Origin of the sequence: Microbacterium sp. B24 (assembly GCF_000333415.1) — a bacterium.
Classification (GTDB): Bacteria; Actinomycetota; Actinomycetes; order Actinomycetales; family Microbacteriaceae; genus Microbacterium.
Genome location: NZ_BADB01000206.1, coordinates 1 through 16,951, shown reverse-complemented (window position 1 = coordinate 16,951; position 16,951 = coordinate 1). Strand labels below are relative to the sequence as shown.

16 protein-coding genes and 1 pseudogene are annotated in these 16,951 nt (G+C 70.2%); 10 read left to right on the top strand and 7 right to left on the bottom strand.

The features are described 5' to 3' along the window. From atpD to atpB, 7 genes are all read right to left on the bottom strand, one after another. Positions 1-1,177: F0F1 ATP synthase subunit beta (atpD, locus tag I5I_RS05390; RefSeq protein ID WP_036317405.1), on the bottom strand; the 1,177-nt coding region annotated here is incomplete at its 3' end. A 24-nt stretch (positions 1,178-1,201) separates the two neighbouring features. Continuing rightward, positions 1,202-2,116 carry a F0F1 ATP synthase subunit gamma gene (locus I5I_RS05385; RefSeq protein ID WP_036317403.1) on the bottom strand — a complete coding sequence of 305 codons (915 nt, stop codon included), beginning with the start codon at positions 2,114-2,116 and terminating at the stop codon, positions 1,202-1,204. A gap of 29 nt (positions 2,117-2,145) precedes the next feature. After that, positions 2,146-3,786: a F0F1 ATP synthase subunit alpha gene (gene atpA / locus I5I_RS05380; protein WP_036317402.1), complete on the bottom strand. Its 1,641-nt coding sequence runs from the start codon at positions 3,784-3,786 to the stop codon at positions 2,146-2,148. Between the two features lie 15 nt (positions 3,787-3,801). Beyond that, positions 3,802-4,590, bottom strand: a complete 789-nt coding sequence (locus I5I_RS05375) for a F0F1 ATP synthase subunit delta (RefSeq protein ID WP_036317401.1) — start codon at positions 4,588-4,590, stop codon at positions 3,802-3,804. After that, on the bottom strand, positions 4,590-5,126 hold the full coding sequence (locus tag I5I_RS05370; RefSeq protein WP_036317399.1) for a F0F1 ATP synthase subunit B: 537 nt from the start codon (positions 5,124-5,126) through the stop codon (positions 4,590-4,592). The genes I5I_RS05375 and I5I_RS05370 overlap by 1 nt, the downstream gene beginning before the upstream one ends. A gap of 29 nt (positions 5,127-5,155) precedes the next feature. Beyond that, the gene (gene atpE / locus I5I_RS05365) at positions 5,156-5,389 is read right to left on the bottom strand and encodes an ATP synthase F0 subunit C (RefSeq protein ID WP_005048632.1); all 234 of its coding nucleotides are present in this window, start codon (positions 5,387-5,389) and stop codon (positions 5,156-5,158) included. Between the two features lie 49 nt (positions 5,390-5,438). After that, complete coding sequence (atpB, locus tag I5I_RS05360; protein WP_239640028.1) at positions 5,439-6,134, bottom strand: F0F1 ATP synthase subunit A; 696 nt, start codon at positions 6,132-6,134, stop codon at positions 5,439-5,441. Between atpB and I5I_RS05355 the strand changes: the two are divergent. The 10 genes and pseudogenes from I5I_RS05355 to treZ all read left to right on the top strand — a co-directional run. Continuing rightward, positions 6,118-7,116, top strand: a pseudogene (locus I5I_RS05355) (TIGR04028 family ABC transporter substrate-binding protein); the annotation flags it as partial. The gene atpB and the pseudogene I5I_RS05355 sit on opposite strands and share 17 nt — an antisense overlap. 20 nt (positions 7,117-7,136) lie before the next feature. Further along, positions 7,137-8,189, top strand: coding sequence for an ABC transporter permease (locus tag I5I_RS05350; RefSeq protein WP_036317397.1), 1,053 nt, complete (start codon positions 7,137-7,139; stop codon positions 8,187-8,189). Continuing rightward, the gene (locus I5I_RS05345; RefSeq protein ID WP_036317395.1) at positions 8,186-9,076 is read left to right on the top strand and encodes an ABC transporter permease; all 891 of its coding nucleotides are present in this window, start codon (positions 8,186-8,188) and stop codon (positions 9,074-9,076) included. The genes I5I_RS05350 and I5I_RS05345 overlap by 4 nt, the downstream gene beginning before the upstream one ends. Beyond that, complete coding sequence (locus I5I_RS05340) at positions 9,073-10,770, top strand: dipeptide ABC transporter ATP-binding protein (protein WP_036317393.1); 1,698 nt, start codon at positions 9,073-9,075, stop codon at positions 10,768-10,770. The genes I5I_RS05345 and I5I_RS05340 overlap by 4 nt, the downstream gene beginning before the upstream one ends. Further along, on the top strand, positions 10,767-11,840 hold the full coding sequence (locus I5I_RS05335) for a putative FMN-dependent luciferase-like monooxygenase (protein WP_036317391.1): 1,074 nt from the start codon (positions 10,767-10,769) through the stop codon (positions 11,838-11,840). The genes I5I_RS05340 and I5I_RS05335 overlap by 4 nt, the downstream gene beginning before the upstream one ends. Then, on the top strand, positions 11,837-12,481 hold the full coding sequence (locus I5I_RS05330; protein ID WP_036317388.1) for a CMD domain protein: 645 nt from the start codon (positions 11,837-11,839) through the stop codon (positions 12,479-12,481). Before I5I_RS05335 ends, I5I_RS05330 begins: the two co-directional genes overlap by 4 nt. Position 12,482: 1 nt before the next feature. Beyond that, on the top strand, positions 12,483-13,106 hold the full coding sequence (locus I5I_RS05325) for an alkylhydroperoxidase domain protein (protein ID WP_036317386.1): 624 nt from the start codon (positions 12,483-12,485) through the stop codon (positions 13,104-13,106). A gap of 20 nt (positions 13,107-13,126) precedes the next feature. After that, positions 13,127-13,774 (top strand): VOC family protein, encoded by a 648-nt coding sequence (locus tag I5I_RS05320; RefSeq protein WP_036317384.1) that lies wholly within the window; start codon positions 13,127-13,129, stop codon positions 13,772-13,774. Beyond that, positions 13,771-14,988 (top strand): amidohydrolase, encoded by a 1,218-nt coding sequence (locus I5I_RS05315; protein WP_036317382.1) that lies wholly within the window; start codon positions 13,771-13,773, stop codon positions 14,986-14,988. The genes I5I_RS05320 and I5I_RS05315 overlap by 4 nt, the downstream gene beginning before the upstream one ends. Before the next feature lie 174 nt (positions 14,989-15,162). Then, positions 15,163-16,905, top strand: coding sequence for a malto-oligosyltrehalose trehalohydrolase (gene treZ, locus I5I_RS05310; RefSeq protein WP_036317380.1), 1,743 nt, complete (start codon positions 15,163-15,165; stop codon positions 16,903-16,905). The last annotated feature ends 46 nt before the right edge of the window (positions 16,906-16,951 follow it).

Genomic DNA, 16,951 nt, shown 5'->3' with positions numbered 1-16,951 from the left:
AGCTCGGTCCCGGGGATCCTCTAGAGTCGATCTGCTTGACCGCAGTGGCCACGCGGTAGTGGTCCTCACCGATGTAACGGGGGTCGAGGATCCGGCTGGTCGACGTCAGCGGGTCGATGGCGGGGTACAGACCCTTCGACGCGATCTCGCGCGAAAGCTCGGTCGTCGCGTCGAGGTGGGCGAACGTCGTCGCCGGGGCCGGGTCGGTGTAGTCGTCGGCCGGGACGTAGATCGCCTGCAGCGAGGTGATCGAGTGACCGCGGGTCGAGGTGATGCGTTCCTGGAGCACACCCATCTCATCGGCCAGGTTGGGCTGGTAGCCCACGGCGGACGGCATACGGCCGAGCAGCGTCGAGACCTCCGAGCCGGCCTGGGTGAAGCGGAAGATGTTGTCGATGAACAGCAGCACGTCCTGCTTCTGCACGTCGCGGAAGTACTCCGCCATCGTGAGGGCCGACAGAGCGACACGCAGACGCGTCCCCGGCGGCTCGTCCATCTGGCCGAAGACGAGGGCCGTCTTGTCGAAGACTCCCGCCTCCTCCATCTCGCCGATCAGGTCGTTGCCCTCACGGGTGCGCTCACCGACGCCGGCGAACACCGACACGCCGCCGTGGTCCTGAGCGACGCGCTGGATCATCTCCTGGATCAGGACGGTCTTGCCGACGCCGGCGCCGCCGAACAGGCCGATCTTTCCACCCTGGACATAAGGGGTGAGCAGGTCGATGGACTTGATGCCGGTCTCGAACATCTCGGTCTTCGACTCGAGCTGGTCGAAGTTCGGCGCCTGGCGGTGGATGCCCCAGCGCTCGGTGACCTCGATGGTCTCACCGGGGGCGGCGTTCAGCACGTCACCGGTGACGTTGAAGACCTTGCCCTTGGTGACGTCGCCGACGGGAACCGTGATGGGGCCGCCGGTGTCGCGCACTTCCTGACCGCGGACCATGCCGTCGGTGGGCTTGAGCGAGATGGCGCGCACCAGGTCGTCGCCGAGGTGCTGTGCGACCTCGAGCGTGATCTCGGTCGACTCGTCGCCGATCGTGATGGTCGTCTTCAGCGCGTTGTAGATGTCGGGGATCGCATCGTGCGGGAACTCGATGTCGACGACCGGGCCGGTGACGCGTGCAACGCGCCCGACGACCGTCGTCTCGGCCTTATCGGCGGTGGCGGTGGCAGTCATTGTCTGTCTCTTTCGGTGTGGTCGTTACTTGCCGGACGCCAGCGCGTCGGCGCCGCCGACGATCTCGGCGATCTGCTGAGTGATCTCGGCCTGACGCGCGTTGTTGCGCAGGCGGGTGTAGTCGGTGATGAGCTTGTCGGCGTTGTCGCTGGCGCTCTTCATCGCCTTCTGGGTCGCAGCGTGCTTGGCGGCCGACGACTGCAGAAGCGCGTTGAACACGCGGCTCTGCACGTACACCGGCAACAGCGCATCGAGCACGACCTCGGGGCTGGGCTCGAACTCGTACAGCGGATAGACCTGACTGCTCGCTCCGGCGGACTCGACGACCTCGTCGGCCTCGACGACTTCCAGAGGCAGCAGACGCACGGTCTGCGGCTCCTGCGTCATCATGCTGACGAAGCGGTTAAACACGAGGTGGATCTCGTCGACGCCGCCCTGCTCCTGGCCGCCGCGGTCGTAGGCGTCCAGAAGGGCGCCGGCGATCTGCTCCGCCGTGTTGAAGTGCGGCGTGTCGGTGTCACCCACCCACTCCCCTGCCGATGCCATCCGACGGAACTGGAAGTAGCCCACTGCCTTGCGCCCGACGAGGAAGTACTCGACCTCCTTGCCCTGCGAACGCAGCAGCTCGCCGAGCTGAAGCCCCTCGCGCAGGATCTGCGAGTTGAACGCGCCCGCCAGGCCCCGGTCCGAGGCGAAGATGACGACCGCCGACCGGCGGATCGTCTCGCGCTCGGTCGTCAGCGGGTGCTGCACGTTCGAATGCGTCGCCACGGCGGAGACGGCTCGCGTCACGGCCCGCGCGAAGGGCGAGGACGCGCGCACGCGCGCCATCGCCTTCTGGATGCGCGAAGCCGCGATGAGTTCCATCGCCTTCGTGATCTTCTTGGTCGTCTGAGCAGAAGCGATCTTCTGCTTGTAGACCCTGAGTTGTGCTCCCATGAGTTCTCGGTCTCAGATTGCGCCCGGCCTCAGCCGCGACGACCCTTGACGATCTGCTCCTGGTTCACGTCCTCCTCGTGCGCGGCGGCGACCTCTTCGTGACCCGGCTTGTTGATCGCCTGGCCCTTGCCGCCCTGGAACTCCAGGATGAACTCGTCGGTGACCTTGGTGAGCTCTGCGACGGTGGCGTCGTCGAGCACGTTGGTGTCACGCAGCGTGTCCAGGATGGTCGTGTTGCGCTTGAGGTAGTCGAGAAGGTCGCGCTCGAAACGGAGCACATCCTCGACCGCGATCGTGTCGAGCTTGCCGTTGGTGCCGGCCCAGATCGAGACGACCTGCTCCTCGACGGGGTACGGGTCGTACTGGGGCTGCTTGAGCAGCTCGGTCAGACGGGCACCACGCTCGAGCTGGCGGCGCGAGGCCGCGTCCAGGTCGGAGGCGAACATCGCGAACGCCTCGAGCGAGCGGTACTGGGCCAGCTCGAGCTTCAGCGTTCCGGAGACCTTCTTGATCGACTTCACCTGGGCGTCACCGCCGACGCGAGAGACCGAGATACCCACGTCGACCGCGGGGCGCTGGTTGGCGTTGAACAGGTCGGACTGCAGGAAGATCTGGCCGTCCGTGATGGAGATCACGTTGGTCGGGATGTACGCCGAGACGTCGTTGGCCTTGGTCTCGATGATGGGCAGACCCGTCATCGATCCCGCACCCAGCTCGTCGCTCAGCTTGGCGCAACGCTCCAGCAGACGCGAGTGGAGGTAGAAGACGTCACCGGGGTACGCCTCGCGGCCCGGCGGGCGGCGCAGCAGCAGCGACACGGCACGGTAGGCCTCGGCCTGCTTCGACAGGTCGTCGAAGATGATCAGGACGTGCTTGCCGCCGTACATCCAGTGCTGACCGATGGCCGAGCCGGTGTACGGGGCGAGGTACTTGAAGCCGGCCGGGTCGGATGCCGGGGCCGCGACGATCGTCGTGTACTCCATCGCGCCGGCATCCTCGAGCGCACCCTTGACGGAGGCGATCGTCGAGCCCTTCTGACCGATCGCGACGTAGATGCAGCGCACCTGCTTGTTGACGTCGCCCGACTCCCAGTTGGCCTTCTGGTTGATGATCGTGTCGATCGCGATCGCGGTCTTGCCGGTCTGGCGGTCGCCGATGATCAGCTGACGCTGGCCACGTCCGACGGGGATCATCGCGTCGATGGCCTTGATGCCGGTCTGCATGGGCTCGTGCACGCTCTTACGCTGCATGACGCCGGGGGCCTGCAGCTCGAGGGCGCGGCGGCCCTCGGTCGCGATCTCGCCGAGGCCGTCGATGGGGTTGCCCAGCGGGTCGACGACCCGCCCGAGGTAGCCATCGCCGACGGCGACGGAGAGAACCTCGCCGGTGCGGGTGACCTTCTGGCCTGCCTCGATGCCGGAGAACTCGCCGAGCACGACGACACCGATCTCGTTCTCGTCCAGGTTCAGCGCCAGACCCTCGACGCCGTTGCCGAACCGCACGAGCTCATTGGCCATGACGCCGGGAAGACCCTCGACGTGGGCGATGCCGTCGGCGGCGTCGACGACCGTGCCGACCTCGGTGGCGGCGGCGCCGGTGGGCTCGTAAGCGGCGACGAAGTCTTTCAGCGCGTCACGGATGACGTCGGGGCTGATGGTCAGATCTGCCATGGTGTTCCTTCTGTTCTAGCCAGCGAGGCGCTGGCGCAAGTCGTTGATTCGAGAGGAGACGGTGCCGTCGATGACGTCGTCACCGATCTCCACGCGCATGCCGCCGAGCACCTCGGGATCGACGACCACGTTGACCGTGACGTCGGCGCCGTATCGGGTGCTGAGCGCGCCCGCGAGGCGCTCCTGCTGCGCGGCATCCAGCGGGCCCGCCACCCGCACGGTCGCGACCTTCTTGCCACGCTGATCGGCGACCAGCTGCAGCGCGCGGTTCAGAAGGAAGCGTACGCGGCGCTCCCGGGGCTGCTGCACGAGCTGGGACGCGATGAGCACCGTCGCCTCACCCGCGCGTCCGCCGAGGAGCTTCTCGATGAGCTCGCCCTTCGCAGCGGCATCGCCCAGGCGGCTGCCGAGCGCGAGCTCGAGCTCCGGGTTCGCCGCAACCAGGCGGGCGATCTGGAACAGCTCGCCCTCGACGTCGGTCGCGGGTGAGCCGATCGCAGCGGCGCGGATCGCGAGCTCCTCGATGCCGGAGATCAGATCCGTCGTGGACGACCAGCGCTGCGAGACGGCCGAGGTCAGCAGCTGGACCGCGACGGGGCTGTACCCGGCGAAGACGACCTTGGCGACCTGTGCGCGCGCCTCTGCGGGCGCACCCCACGAGGAGAGCGCGCCGCTCAGCTGCGCCGAGTCGGCGATCTCGCGCGCGGCCGAGAACAGCTCGCGAGCGACCGCGAGGTCCCCCACGTTCGCCGTCGTCAGCTCCGCCGTGGTCGTCGCCAGTGCCTGAGTGGTCGCGCTGCCCATTACTTCGCCTTCTCGAGGTCGGCGAGGAAGCGGTCCACGACGCCCTTCGCCTTGGCATCGTCGGTCAGCGACTCGCCGATGACACCGCCGGCCAGGTCGAGCGCCAGGGTGCCGACCTCGCTGCGCAGCGACACGAGCGCCGACTGACGCTCCGCCTCGATCTGCGTGTGCGCGGTGGCGGTGAGGCGCGCGGCCTCGGCGGATGCCGTCTCTTTGGCCTCGGCGACGATCTTCTTGCCGTCCTCGCGGGCGGCGTCACGGATCTCGCCGGCCTCCTTGCGAGCCTCGGCGAGCTGCGCCGTGTACTCCTCAAGAGCGGCTTCGGCCTTTCGCTGGGCCTCGTCGGCCTTCGCGATGTTGCCTTCGATGGCGGCGGCGCGCTGATCCAGCAGCACCTTCATCTTGGGGAGGGCGACCTTCCACACAACGATGAGGATGACGATGAAGCAGACACCCGACCAGATGATGTCGTACCAGGCGGGGATGAGCGGGTTGTGACCCGACTCTTCCGCGGCGTACGCGACAAGATTGCGCATCCTGTCTCCTTAAGAACTGGTGCGGGCGATCAGACGAAGATGAAGCCGGCGGCGATGCCGATGAAGGCGAGCGCCTCGGTGAAGGCGATACCGATCCACATCAGGACCTGCAGGCGACCGGCCAGCTCGGGCTGACGGGCGACGCCCTCGATCGTCTTGCCGACGACGATGCCCACGCCGATGGCGGGGCCGATGGCGGCGAGGCCGTAGCCCATCGTCGCGACGTTGCCCTTGAGCTCGGCGAGAACCGTAATTGCGTCCACGGGGTGTTTCCTTTCGGGGTTGGGTGGGAGAGGCGGAAGCCGCTCCCGCTCAGTGCTCTTCTGCGACCGCGAGCTGGATGTAGACCGCGGTGAGGATGGTGAAGACGTACGCCTGGAGGAAGGCCACCAGGATCTCGAACAGCGTGAAGGCGAGACCGAAGGCGAGCGAACCCGCCGCCAGAGCCGACCACCAGCCACCGAGGGTGATGAGGAAGAACTGCGTCGCTGAGAAGAACAGGACGAGCATCAGGTGTCCGACGATCATGTTCATCAGCAGTCGCAGCGTCAGGGTGACGGGTCGGATGATGAACGTCGAGAGGAACTCGAGCGGCGTGACGATGATGTACAGGAACGGGGGCACGCCCGAGGGGAACAGTGCGTTCTTGAAGAAGTTCTTCGGGCTCTTCTTGATCCCGGCGTAGATGAACGTGACGTAGCTGATGACCGCCAGCATGAGCGGGACGGCGATGATGCTCGTGCCCGCCAGGTTCATGAACGGGATGATTCCTGTGATGTTGAAGAACAGGATCATGAAGAACATGGTCGTCAGGATCGGCAGGAATCGCTGGCCGTCCTTCTTGCCAAGCAGGTCTTCGGCGATGTTGACCCGCACGAAGTCGAGGCCCATCTCCGCGATGCTCTGGAACCGGCCCGGAACTACGCGCATGCGGCGAGTGCCGAGCCACAGGAAGAGCACGAGACCGATCGTCGCGATGAACTGGATGAGGTCGCAGACCAGCGTCACCGCGCGCAAGGACTACAACTGGGCGCCGCCGTCGCTGAAGCATCAGGGCGCCGCCTACCTCGCGGGCGTCAACTACGTCGTCGCGGCGGAGAACAGCGTGCGCGTCGGCACCGTCGTCGCCGGCCAGGCCGACATCGCGCGCAACATCCCGGCCCCCGACGAGGCGCAGTTCGCCGCTGGAGGCCTCTCGCTGCACGCCGCCGCGACCAACGGCGTGAACAACGGCCTGAGCTTCCGCTTCCGCGAGCCGCGTCTGGCGGACGTGCGCGTGCGTCAGGCGATCATCGCCGGCATCGATCGTCAGAAGATCGTCGACACCCTGTTCACGAAGAACTATCCGCTGGCCACCGGGGCGCTCGCTAAAACGGCGCTCGGCTACGTCGACACCTCCTCGTACTACACGTACGATCCCGCCAAGGCCGCGTCGCTGCTGGATGCCGCGGGCTGGACCCTCGGATCCGACGGCATCCGTGCCAAGGACGGACAGAAGCTGACGCTGAGCTTCAACGAGGCGCTGCCGCAGCCGCGCTCGAAGGAGGTCGTGACCCTCATCCAGGAGCAGCTGGGCAAGCTCGGCATCCAGGTGAACCTGTTCGCCGGCGACATGGCCGCGCAGACCAAGGCGTCGACCGACCAGAGCGTCATCCAGGTGTACCACTCCATGGTCGGCCGCGCGGACTTCGATGTGCTGAAGTCGCAGTACTTCTCGAAGAACCGCAACACGCTGCTCAACCTGAACCCGGCTGACGGCAGCATCGGCGACCCGCAGCTCGACACGCTTCTGCAGGCCATCGCCTCCGAGCCGACCACGGCCCAGCGTCAGGCGGCATCCGAGGCGGCGCAGACCTACCTCGCCGAGAACGCGTACATCCTGCCGATCTTCGAGGAACCGCAGGTCTTCGGCCTGACGGCCAAGGTCCAGGGCTTCGAGACCGAGTCGGTCGGACGCCCGACCTTCTACTCGACCTGGCTCGCGGGCTGAGTCGGGAGATCCGGGAATCCATGACGTACGTCCTTCGTCGTGTGGGCCAGGCGGTGCTCGTGCTCGCTCTGGCCTACACGGCGGCCTACCTGCTGCTGGCCGCGCTCCCCGGTGACGCCGTCATCGCCCGGTACGGGAGCCCCGAGCTGGGGCTCACCCCCGAGCAGATCGAGGCGATCCGCCAGTCGCTGGGTGCCGATCAGCCGCTCGTCGTCCAGTACCTCCGCTCGATCGCGGGCTTCCTGACGGGAGACTTCGGCTACTCGGTGGCCAGCGGTGCCGCCGTCTCCGATCTCATCGCGACGGCGCTGCCGCCCACGCTGACCCTCGCGGTGCTCGGACTCGCGCTGGCGGTGTTCCTCGCGGTGACGATCGCCTTCACCGCGACCTACGGTGGGGGTCGCCTGCTGCGCCGGGTGTTTCGCGGCATCCCGCCGCTGTTCGTGTCGCTGCCGGTGTTCTGGATCGGCATCATCCTGATCCAGGTGTTCTCCTTCCGCCTGGGTCTGGTCCCGGTGATCGGGGCGAACCCGGTGCAGGCACTGATCCTGCCGGTGATCACGCTGGCGATCCCGATCGCGGCCCCCCTCTCCCAGGTGCTGATGCGTTCGATCGACGAGGTCCGAGAGCAGCCGTTCGTGGCGGTGGTCCGTGCGCGCGGGGCCAGCACGCCGTGGCTGCTGTGGCGAAACGTCGCCCGCAACGCGCTGCTGCCGACCCTCACGATGGCCGGCCTGCTGTTCGGCGAGCTCGTGGGCGGCGCGGTCGTGACCGAGACGGTCTTCGCGCGCGCCGGCATCGGTCAGCTGACGGCGCAGGCCGTCGCCAACCGCGACACCCCGGTGCTGCTCGCCGTCGTCGTGATCTCCACGGTCGCCTTCGTCGTCATCAACCTGATCGTCGACCTGCTGTATCCCGTGCTCGACGCGCGACTGCGCACCGCCGGCCGTGCCCGCGGGTCGGCCGCGGCACCGCGCGAGGAGGCCGCCGACCGTGCCGTCGACGAGCTCGTGGATGCCGAGGTCGGCACCCCCATCGCGGCCACCACTTCCTCCCGAGGAGAAAACCGATGACCGCTCTGGCCACCACCGCCGGACTCGACGGCGCCGCCGCCACGGGTCCGGGCGCGGGTCCGTCCGCCGACCGGGGCATTCGATGGGCGGCGCTCCTCGCGCGCGTCGGGTTCGTCCTGCCCGCGCTCGTCATCCTCGTCGCGCTGCTCTGGGCGCTGTTTCCGGGACTGTTCACGGGGCAGAACCCCACCGAGACCGTCGCGCCCGCGTTGCAAGCGCCCAGCCCCGAGCACTGGTTCGGCACCGACGCGACCGGCCGCGATCTCTACACCCGCGTCGTCTACGGGGCGTCGCAGTCGATCATCGGCGCTCTCATCGCGGTGCTCGTCGGTCTCGTCGTCGGCACCGCCGTCGGCCTCGCCGCCGGCGCGCTCGGCGGCGCCGTCGACGAAACGCTCATGCGTCTCGTCGACGTGCTGCTCGCATTCCCCGGCCTGCTGCTGTCGCTCAGCGTCGTCATCCTGCTCGGCTTCGGCACCACGAGCGCGGCCGTCGCGGTCGGAGTCACCTCGATCGCCGTGTTCGCCCGGCTGGCGCGCTCGCGAGTCGTCAGTGTGCGCGTGTCGGACTTCGTCGAGGCGGCTTACGGCTCGGGCGGCACGTTCCTCGGCGTGCTGTGGCGCCACATCCTGCCCAACTCGTTGACGCCGGTGATCGCGCTGGCGGCGCTGCAGTTCGGCTCGGCGATCCTGCAGATCTCGACCCTCGGCTTCCTCGGCTACGGCGCGCCGCCGCCCACGCCCGAGTGGGGCCTGCTGATCGCCGAGGGGCGCAACTACGTCGCCACCGCCTGGTGGCTCACGGTCTTGCCCGGCCTGATCGTCGTCGTCGTCGTGCTGGCGACCAACCGCCTCAGCCAGGCCCTTCGAGGAGGGGATGCCGCATGAGCGCGCCGCCGCTGCTGTCCATCCGCGACCTCGCCGTCCAGTACCGCACGCGGCGCGGAACGGTCGACGCCGTCCGCGGCGTCTCGTTCGACGTCGAGGCGGGGGCGGTCACGGCTCTGGTCGGCGAGTCCGGTTCGGGCAAGACGACCGTGGCCCAGTCGGTCATCGGCCTGCTCGCCGCCAACGGCCGCGTGTCGGGCGGAAGCATCCGCCTCTCCGAGCGCACCGACGGCCTGACCGATCTCGTCGGGTTGTCCGAGCGGCGGTGGCGCCACCTGCGCGGTCGGTGCATCGCCCTCATCCCGCAAGACCCCGGCAACTCGCTCAACCCGGTCGCAACCATCGAGTGGAGCGTCGCCGAGGCGCTGCGCATCCACGGGTGGAAGGATCGCGTCAAGATCCGCGCGCGCGTCATCGATCTGCTGGAACGCGTCGGTATCGACGACCCTGAATCCCGCGCGCGCCAGTACCCGCATGAGCTGTCGGGCGGTATGCGCCAGCGCGTGCTCATCGCCGCCGCGCTCGCGCTCGAGCCCGAGCTGATCATCGCCGACGAGCCGACGAGCGCGCTCGATGTCACCGTGCAGCGCACGGTCCTCGACCTGCTCGACGAGCTGCGGACCGAGACCGGCACCGGCATCCTCTTCATCACGCACGACCTCGCCGTCGCCGCCGACCGCTCCGACGCGCTCGTCGTCATGCAGGCAGGTCGGGTGCAGGAGGCCGGACCGACCGCTCAGGTGCTCACCGCGCCGACGTCGCCCTACACCCGCACGCTCCTGGCCGACGCCCCCTCGCTCGCGCGCGTCGTCGAGCGGGCGGCGCCGCCGGCCCCGACATCCGCACCCCTGGTCGAGGTCACCGGGCTCACGCAGGAGTTCCGCCGCGCCGGGCGTTCACCGCTGGTCGCCGTCGACGACGTGTCGTTCACGGTGGCGCGCGGGACGACGCACGCGCTGGTCGGCGAGTCGGGCTCGGGCAAGACCACGACGGGACGCTCGATCGCGGGCTTCAACGACCCGACGCGCGGCACCATCCGCGTCGGCGGCACCGAGGTCACCGCGCTCGCCGGCGGACGTGCTCGCCGCGCGTTCCACCGCACCACCCAGCTGGTCTACCAGAACCCCTACGCCTCACTCGATCCGCGTCAGAGCATCGGCGACATCCTCGCCGAGCCGCTGCGCAACTTCGGCATCGGCAGCGGCGGCGAGCGGGCCGAGCGGGTGGCCCATCACCTCGAGCTGGTCGCTCTCGCGCCCGAGATCGCGTCGCGGCATCCGCGGGAGCTTTCCGGCGGGCAGCGTCAGCGTGTCGCCATCGCGCGCGCCCTGATCGTCGAACCCGAGCTGGTCGTGCTCGACGAGGCCGTCTCGGCGCTGGACGTCACCGTGCAGGCCCAGATCCTGCGGCTGCTCGCCCGGCTGCAGAGCGACCTGGGCCTCACCTACGTGTTCATCTCCCACGACCTCGCCGTCGTGCGTCAGATCGCCGACACGGTCTCGGTACTGCGTCGGGGGCGTCAGGTCGAGCATGGCCCGGCCGCCGAGGTCTTCGCCGGTCCTCAGCACGCCTACACGCGCGAGCTCCTCGCGGCGATCCCCGGGGCATCGCTGCGCTCAGAGTCCGCATCCACGCCGGCGGCCCTGACCGCCCCCGACTCCGCCGCCCCTTATCAGGAAGAGGTATCCGCATGAGCGGTCCCCGTCTCGGCTTCTTCAGCCGCGTGCTCGAAGAGGCCTCCGCCGCCGATCGTTACCGGTTCGCGATCGAACAGATCGCCCACGCGGAACAGGCCGGCTTCGCTTCGGCCTGGCTCGCGCAGCACCATTTCGGCGAGCACGAGGGCGGCCTGCCGTCGCCGTTCGTGCTGCTGGCCGCCGCCGCGGAGCGCACGAGCCGCATCGCGCTGGCCACCGGCGTCGTCACTCTTCCGCTGGATGACCCGCTGCGCGTCGCCGAGGATGCGACGGTGCTCGATCAGATCAGCGGCGGACGCGTGCAGCTGGGGCTGGCCACCGGGGGGACGCCCTCCTCGTTCGCGGCGTTCGGCCGCGAGTCCGACCGTCGCCGCGAGATCTTCGCCGATCACCTCGACGTGCTCCTCGACGCCCTCGAAGGGCGCGGCGTGCGCGGCACCGACTCGCGCATCTATCCCGCCGCGGGCGATCTGTCGGCGCGCATCTGGCAGGCGACGTTCTCGATCGACGGCGGCCGCCGGGCAGGGGAGCGCGGTGACGGCCTGCTGCTCTCGCGCACGCAGCCGCGCACGCCCGACGCACCCGACGCGCCGCTGCACGAGCTGCAGCTGCCGATCATCGAGGCCTACCGGGCCGCTCTTCCCGACGGCGCCCCCGTCCGCGTCCTCGCCTCCCGGACGGCGCTCGTCGTCGACCCGGAGAACCGTACGCGCGCGCTCGAGTTGGCCGGTGACGGCCTGCGTCACCTCGCGCGCACCATGTTCGGCCTCGACACCGACGGCGTCTCCCTCGACGAGCTCGTCCGCCTCACCGATACCCACGTCGGCACCGTCGACGAGGTGGTCGCATCGCTGTCGGCCGATCGCACACTGCCCGAGGCCAGCGACGTCTCGTTCCAGGTGCACTCGATCGCGGCGACCCACGAGCTGACCCTCCGCTCCCTCGAGCTGCTGGCCGGCGAGGTCGCCCCGCGCCTCGGCTTCGCCGTCGGAGCGGACGCCGCCGCCGCGCTCCACCACGCCCATCGTCCGCTCGCCCTCGTCGCCTCCTCGGAAGGACTCGCATGACCACCCCCAGCGCCGACATCATCGACCTGCTCGCCGGCATCGCGCCGAGCGACCCGCTCGCCGCGGTGCGCGAGAAGCGCGCGCAGGCCCGCGAGAACGCCCAGCGCAGCTTCGAGGCGCTGCTCGAGCCCGCCGAGCCGGGCACGTTCGCGCTGGCGGAGCGGTACGCGCTCGCCTCGTTCGTCTCGCAGCTGCACGGTTTCGACGCGGCGACCGCGTTCTACGGCGACCTCCTGGGCGACGAGACCCCCGCGTTGACCTCCGTCGTCGCGTCCGCCGCGGCCTCCGCCGCCGCGACCGGGCCGTTCGGCGCCTATCGCGAGCCGCGCCTGCAGGCGGAGTCCACCGACGGCGTGCGCTGGACTCCGGATGCCGCGACCGCGTCCGCCCTGGGCCCGCGACTGTCCGGCGCGTTCGCGCACGCACATCTGCTCGTCTTCCGTCCGCGCGAGGCGCGCGCCGAGGCGCTTCAGGACCTCGTGGATGCCGGGTGGAGCGCCGACGACATCGTCTCGCTGTCGCAGCTCATCGCCTTCCTGAGCTTCCAGCTGCGCGTGGCCTGGGGGCTGCGCGCGCTGGCCGCGGCATCCGCACCGGTCGCCGCCTCCGCCGCCTCCGCCACCGTTTCCGAAGGAGCCTGAGATGACCGACGTCGTCACCACCTACGCCGACCTGGCTCGACCCGACGCGTTCACCCAGGAAGGACTCGGCTGGGTCCCGTGGCTGCTGCCGGTGGCCGAGGACGAGCTCACCGACGCCCAGCGCGATGCGCTCATCGAACCGGCTCGCGCCAAGATGCCGTACTTCCGGCTGCTCGCCCGCGACCCCGAGGCGCTCCGCGCCCGCACGCTGACCGACCTCGACATCTTCTACAACGTCACCGGCGGCATCGGCCGCGCCGAGCGAGAGCTCGCCGCCGCCGCGACCTCGCGCCACAACGGCTGCGTCTTCTGCGCGTCGGTGCACGCCGCCGCCGCGACCCGCGAGTCCGGCCGCGAGGCCGACGTGCAGCGGCTGCTCGACGAGGGCGTGGACGCCGACCTCGGCGACGAGACGTGGAACGCGGTGGTCGCGGCATCCGTCGCCCTCGCCGACACCCCGTTGGCGTTCGGTGAATCGGACATCGCGCGCCTGCGGGCGGCCGGGCTCGACGATGTCGAGATCGTCGACGTCATCGGCGGCGCCGCGTTCTTCAACTGGGCGAACCGGCTCATGCTGTCGCTCGGCGAGCCCGAGGTTCCCGCCCGCCGCGCCTCCACCCGATAACCCGACACCACGAGGACATCATGAGCATCCCCACCCTTCTGGACCACGTCGTCATCGCCGGTCCCGACCTCGCCGCGCTGGTCGACTGGTTCGCCGAGCGCACCGGCGTCGTCGCCGCACCCGGCGGCGCCCACCCGACCGGCACCGCCAACGCCCTCGTCGCGCTCACCGTCGACGGCCGCCGCGGACCGCAGTACATCGAGCTGATCGGTCCCAACCCAGCCCGCCCCGAGCCGGAGCTGCCGGAGACCTTCGGCATCTCGACGCTTACCGCGCCGAGCGTGCAGGCGTACGCGGTGCATCCCGCCGACATCGAGGCCACCGTCGCCACGGCGCGCGCGGGCGGCTACGACCCGGGAGACGTCAGCGACCTCTCCCGCCGCACGCCCGACGGCACCCTGCTGGAGTGGCGGCTCACGCGCGGCGAGAACCGTCGTATCGACGTGCCCTTCCTCATCGACTGGGGCACCACCGCGCAGCCCGGACTCAGCGACATCCCCACGATCGAGCTGATCTCGCTCGTTCGCACCGAGCCCGACCCCGCGCCGCTGCAGGCGATCCTGGCCGCCTACGGGCTGGGCGACGGCGTCGCTGAGGTCGTGGCGGGTGCGGAGTCGGGCTTCCGGCTGACGCTCCGCCGCGCCGACGGCGAGCTCGTCGAGCTGTGAGCGTCGACGCCGAGATCGCGGCGGCGGTCGAGCAGCTGCGTCCCGAGCTGGAGCGGCTCGCGCGCGAGCTGTACGACCAGCCCGAGATCGGCTTCGAGGAGCACGCGTCGGTCGCCCGCATCGCGGCGCTACTGGCGGCGCACGGGGTGGATGCCGAGGTCGGAGCCTTCGGACTCGACACCGCCCTGCGGGCGAGCACGGCCGCGGCGGGCGCGGCATCCGGCCCGCACTTCGCGATCATCGCCGAGTACGACGCCCTGCCCGGCATCGGCCACGCCTGCGGGCACAACGTGATCGCGGCCGTCGCCGTGGGCGCATACCTCGCGGCCGCGCCGGTGGTCGCCGGCCTCGGTGGGCGGTTGTCGCTCATCGGCACTCCCGCCGAGGAGAACGGCGGCGGCAAGGAGCTCATCATCCGCGCCGGGGGCTTCGACGACGTGGATGCCGCGGGCATGGTGCACCCCTCGAGCGGATCGGGCACGAGCTCCGTGCTCGGCCAGCGCACGACGGGTGTGCGCCGCGTTGCGGTGACCTACCACGGGCGGGCCGCGCACGCCGCGGGGGCGCCGTGGCTCGGCCGCAACGCGCTCGACGGCGTCGTGACGGCGTACCAGAGCATCGCGCAACTTCGCCAGCACATCCTGCCGACCGATCGCCTCCACGGCATCATCACCGACGGCGGCGCCGCGCCCAACATCGTGCCCGAGCGCGCCTCGGCGCTGTTCTACGTGCGCTCCGCCGACGTCGATCAGCTGCGGGAGCTCACCGATCGCGTCCTCGCCGTGCTCGAAGGCGCCGCTCTCGCCACCGGCACGCGTGCCGAGATCGACGTCGATCCCGTGCCTCCCTACCTGCCGCTGCAGACGAACACCGCGCTGACCTCGCGCTGGGTGGATGCGTTCGCCGCACGCGGGCACGAGGTTCCCCCGCCGGCCGCCCCGCCGCAGGGCGGGCCGTCGACCGACATGGGAAACGTCAGCCGGCTCGTTCCCTCGATCCATCCCTCGCTGGGGCTCGGCGGCCCCGACGACGTCTTCCCGCACAACGCGGCGTTCGCCGAGCTCACGGTGCTGCCCGCCGCCGCGGACGCGCTCGTGGATGCCGCCGTCGCCCTCGCCGCGACGGCCGTGGCCTACGCTGCCGACCCCGAGCTGCGTGCCGCAGCGGCGGCGGAGTTCGCGGCATCCGGCGGCCCCTCCCGCTGGGAGCACTGAGCGCTCCGCCGCGCCCGCACGAACTCCGCAGATCGTGACCGACTCCGCACGCGGACGCGGCATCCGCTGCGGAGTTCGTCACATTCTGCGGCACTCGTGGAGGCACACGCAGCGTCGTAGCTCCATCGCGTCAAGGGGTCCGACGCGCGAGCCCGTGACAGGCAGGATGGTCGCATGACGATCGAGGTGTGGGCGCCGCGTGCGGCGCGGGTACGACTGCGGCGGCCGGGGCTCGACGACGTCGAGCTGACCGCGGGGGATGCCGGGTGGTGGGCGAGCCCGCTCACGCTCACCGCCGGTGACGAGTACGGCTTCGTGCTCGACGACGGCGACGTGCGACCCGACCCGCGCTCCCGCCGACAGCCGCGGGGCGTGCACGATCTGTCGGCCTGGGACGACGCGGCATCCTTCGTCTGGAGCGATGGCGCCTGGACCGGACGCCAGCTCGCCGGGGGCGTGATCTACGAACTCCACGTCGGCACGTTCACGCCCGAGGGCACTTTGGATGCCGCGATCGGCCGCCTGCCGCACCTGGTCGAGCTGGGGATCACCCACGTCGAGCTGCTGCCGGTCAACGGCTTCAACGGCGCCCACAACTGGGGCTACGACGGCGTGCTCTGGTACACCGTGCAGGAGGACTACGGCGGCCCGGAGGCGTATCGTCGCTTCGTCGACGCGGCGCACGCGGCGGGGCTCGCGGTCGTGCAGGACGTCGTTTACAACCACCTCGGTCCCTCCGGCAACTACCTGCCCGAGTTCGGGCCGTATCTCCGCGACGGGCAGAGCAACGCGTGGGGCTCGAGCATCGACCTCGACCAGCGGGCGGTGCGCGACTACATCATCGACAATGCGCTGATGTGGCTCGGTGAGATGCACGTCGACGGTCTGCGCCTCGACGCCGTGCATGCGCTGCACGAGTCCGCATCGAGCCCGGTGCACATTCTGCAGGAGATCGCCGAGCGCGTCGACGCGCTGTCGGCGCATCTGGGCCGCCCGCTGAGCCTCATCGCGGAGAGCGATCTGAACGATCCGATCATGATCCTGCCGCGCGAGGCCGGGGGCTACGGACTGACCGCGCAGTGGGTGGACGATTGGCACCACGCCGTGCACGTCGCCCTGACCGGTGAGACGGAGGGCTACTACGCCGACTTCGCGGATCCGCAGGCGCTGCCCAAGACGTGGACGGGCGGCTTCTACCACGACGGCACGTTCTCCTCGTTCCGGGACCGCGACTGGGGCGCGCCGATTCCCGCGGCCGTGCCGTCGTGGCGCCTCGTCACCTTCGCCCAGGACCACGACCAGATCGGCAACCGGGCAGCCGGGGACCGCCTGAGCCAGTCGCTGACGTCGGCGCGTCTGGGCGTCGCGGCGGTGCTGACGATGACGGCGCCCGGCACCCCCATGCTGTTCATGGGCGAGGAGTGGGGGGCATCCACGCCGTGGCAGTTCTTCACCTCGCACCCCGAGCCCGAGCTCGCCGCCGCGACCCGCGAGGGACGCAAAGCCGAGTTCGCCCGGATGGGGTGGGACGAGGCGCTCGTGCCCGACCCGAACGATCCGGCGACGTTCGAGCGGTCGAAGCTCGACTGGTCCGAACTCGACCAGCCGGCGCACGCGCGCCTGCTGTCGCTGTATCGCGCGCTGGCGCGACTGCGGGCGCGTCGGCCGGAGCTGACCGATCCCGACCAACGGGGCCATGCGGCCGAGAGCGTCGGCGACGGACGATGGATCCTTCACCGCGACACCGCGTCGGTGTACGTGAACCTCTCGCCCGAGCCGTGGACCGTCGAGCTCGTGGGCCGCGAGATCTGGCTCGCGACGACGGCGCACGAACAGCGCACGGATGCCGGACCCCTCGTGCTCTCGGCCGATTCCGCCGCTGTCGTCGGTGCGCGGGAGCAGGCGCCGTCGCTCTGATCCCGACGGCGCCGCACGTGTCAGGGGTCTGGCGCGCGACGGCATC

Bases quoted from the DNA above. Each gene is read 5' to 3' on its own strand.
- I5I_RS05340 (WP_036317393.1), top strand. From the start codon at position 9,073: ATGAGCGCGCCGCCGCTGCTGTCCATCCGCGACCTCGCCGTCCAGTAC.
- I5I_RS05320 (WP_036317384.1), top strand. From the start codon at position 13,127: ATGAGCATCCCCACCCTTCTGGACCACGTCGTCATCGCCGGTCCCGAC.
- I5I_RS05375 (WP_036317401.1), bottom strand. From the start codon at position 4,590: ATGGGCAGCGCGACCACTCAGGCACTGGCGACGACCACGGCGGAGCTG.
- atpA (WP_036317402.1), bottom strand. From the start codon at position 3,786: ATGGCAGATCTGACCATCAGCCCCGACGTCATCCGTGACGCGCTGAAA.
- I5I_RS05350 (WP_036317397.1), top strand. From the start codon at position 7,137: ATGACGTACGTCCTTCGTCGTGTGGGCCAGGCGGTGCTCGTGCTCGCT.
- I5I_RS05370 (WP_036317399.1), bottom strand. From the start codon at position 5,126: ATGCGCAATCTTGTCGCGTACGCCGCGGAAGAGTCGGGTCACAACCCG.
- I5I_RS05330 (WP_036317388.1), top strand. From the start codon at position 11,837: ATGACCACCCCCAGCGCCGACATCATCGACCTGCTCGCCGGCATCGCG.
- I5I_RS05385 (WP_036317403.1), bottom strand. From the start codon at position 2,116: ATGGGAGCACAACTCAGGGTCTACAAGCAGAAGATCGCTTCTGCTCAG.
- treZ (WP_036317380.1), top strand. From the start codon at position 15,163: ATGACGATCGAGGTGTGGGCGCCGCGTGCGGCGCGGGTACGACTGCGG.
- I5I_RS05335 (WP_036317391.1), top strand. From the start codon at position 10,767: ATGAGCGGTCCCCGTCTCGGCTTCTTCAGCCGCGTGCTCGAAGAGGCC.
- I5I_RS05325 (WP_036317386.1), top strand. From the start codon at position 12,483: ATGACCGACGTCGTCACCACCTACGCCGACCTGGCTCGACCCGACGCG.
- I5I_RS05345 (WP_036317395.1), top strand. From the start codon at position 8,186: ATGACCGCTCTGGCCACCACCGCCGGACTCGACGGCGCCGCCGCCACG.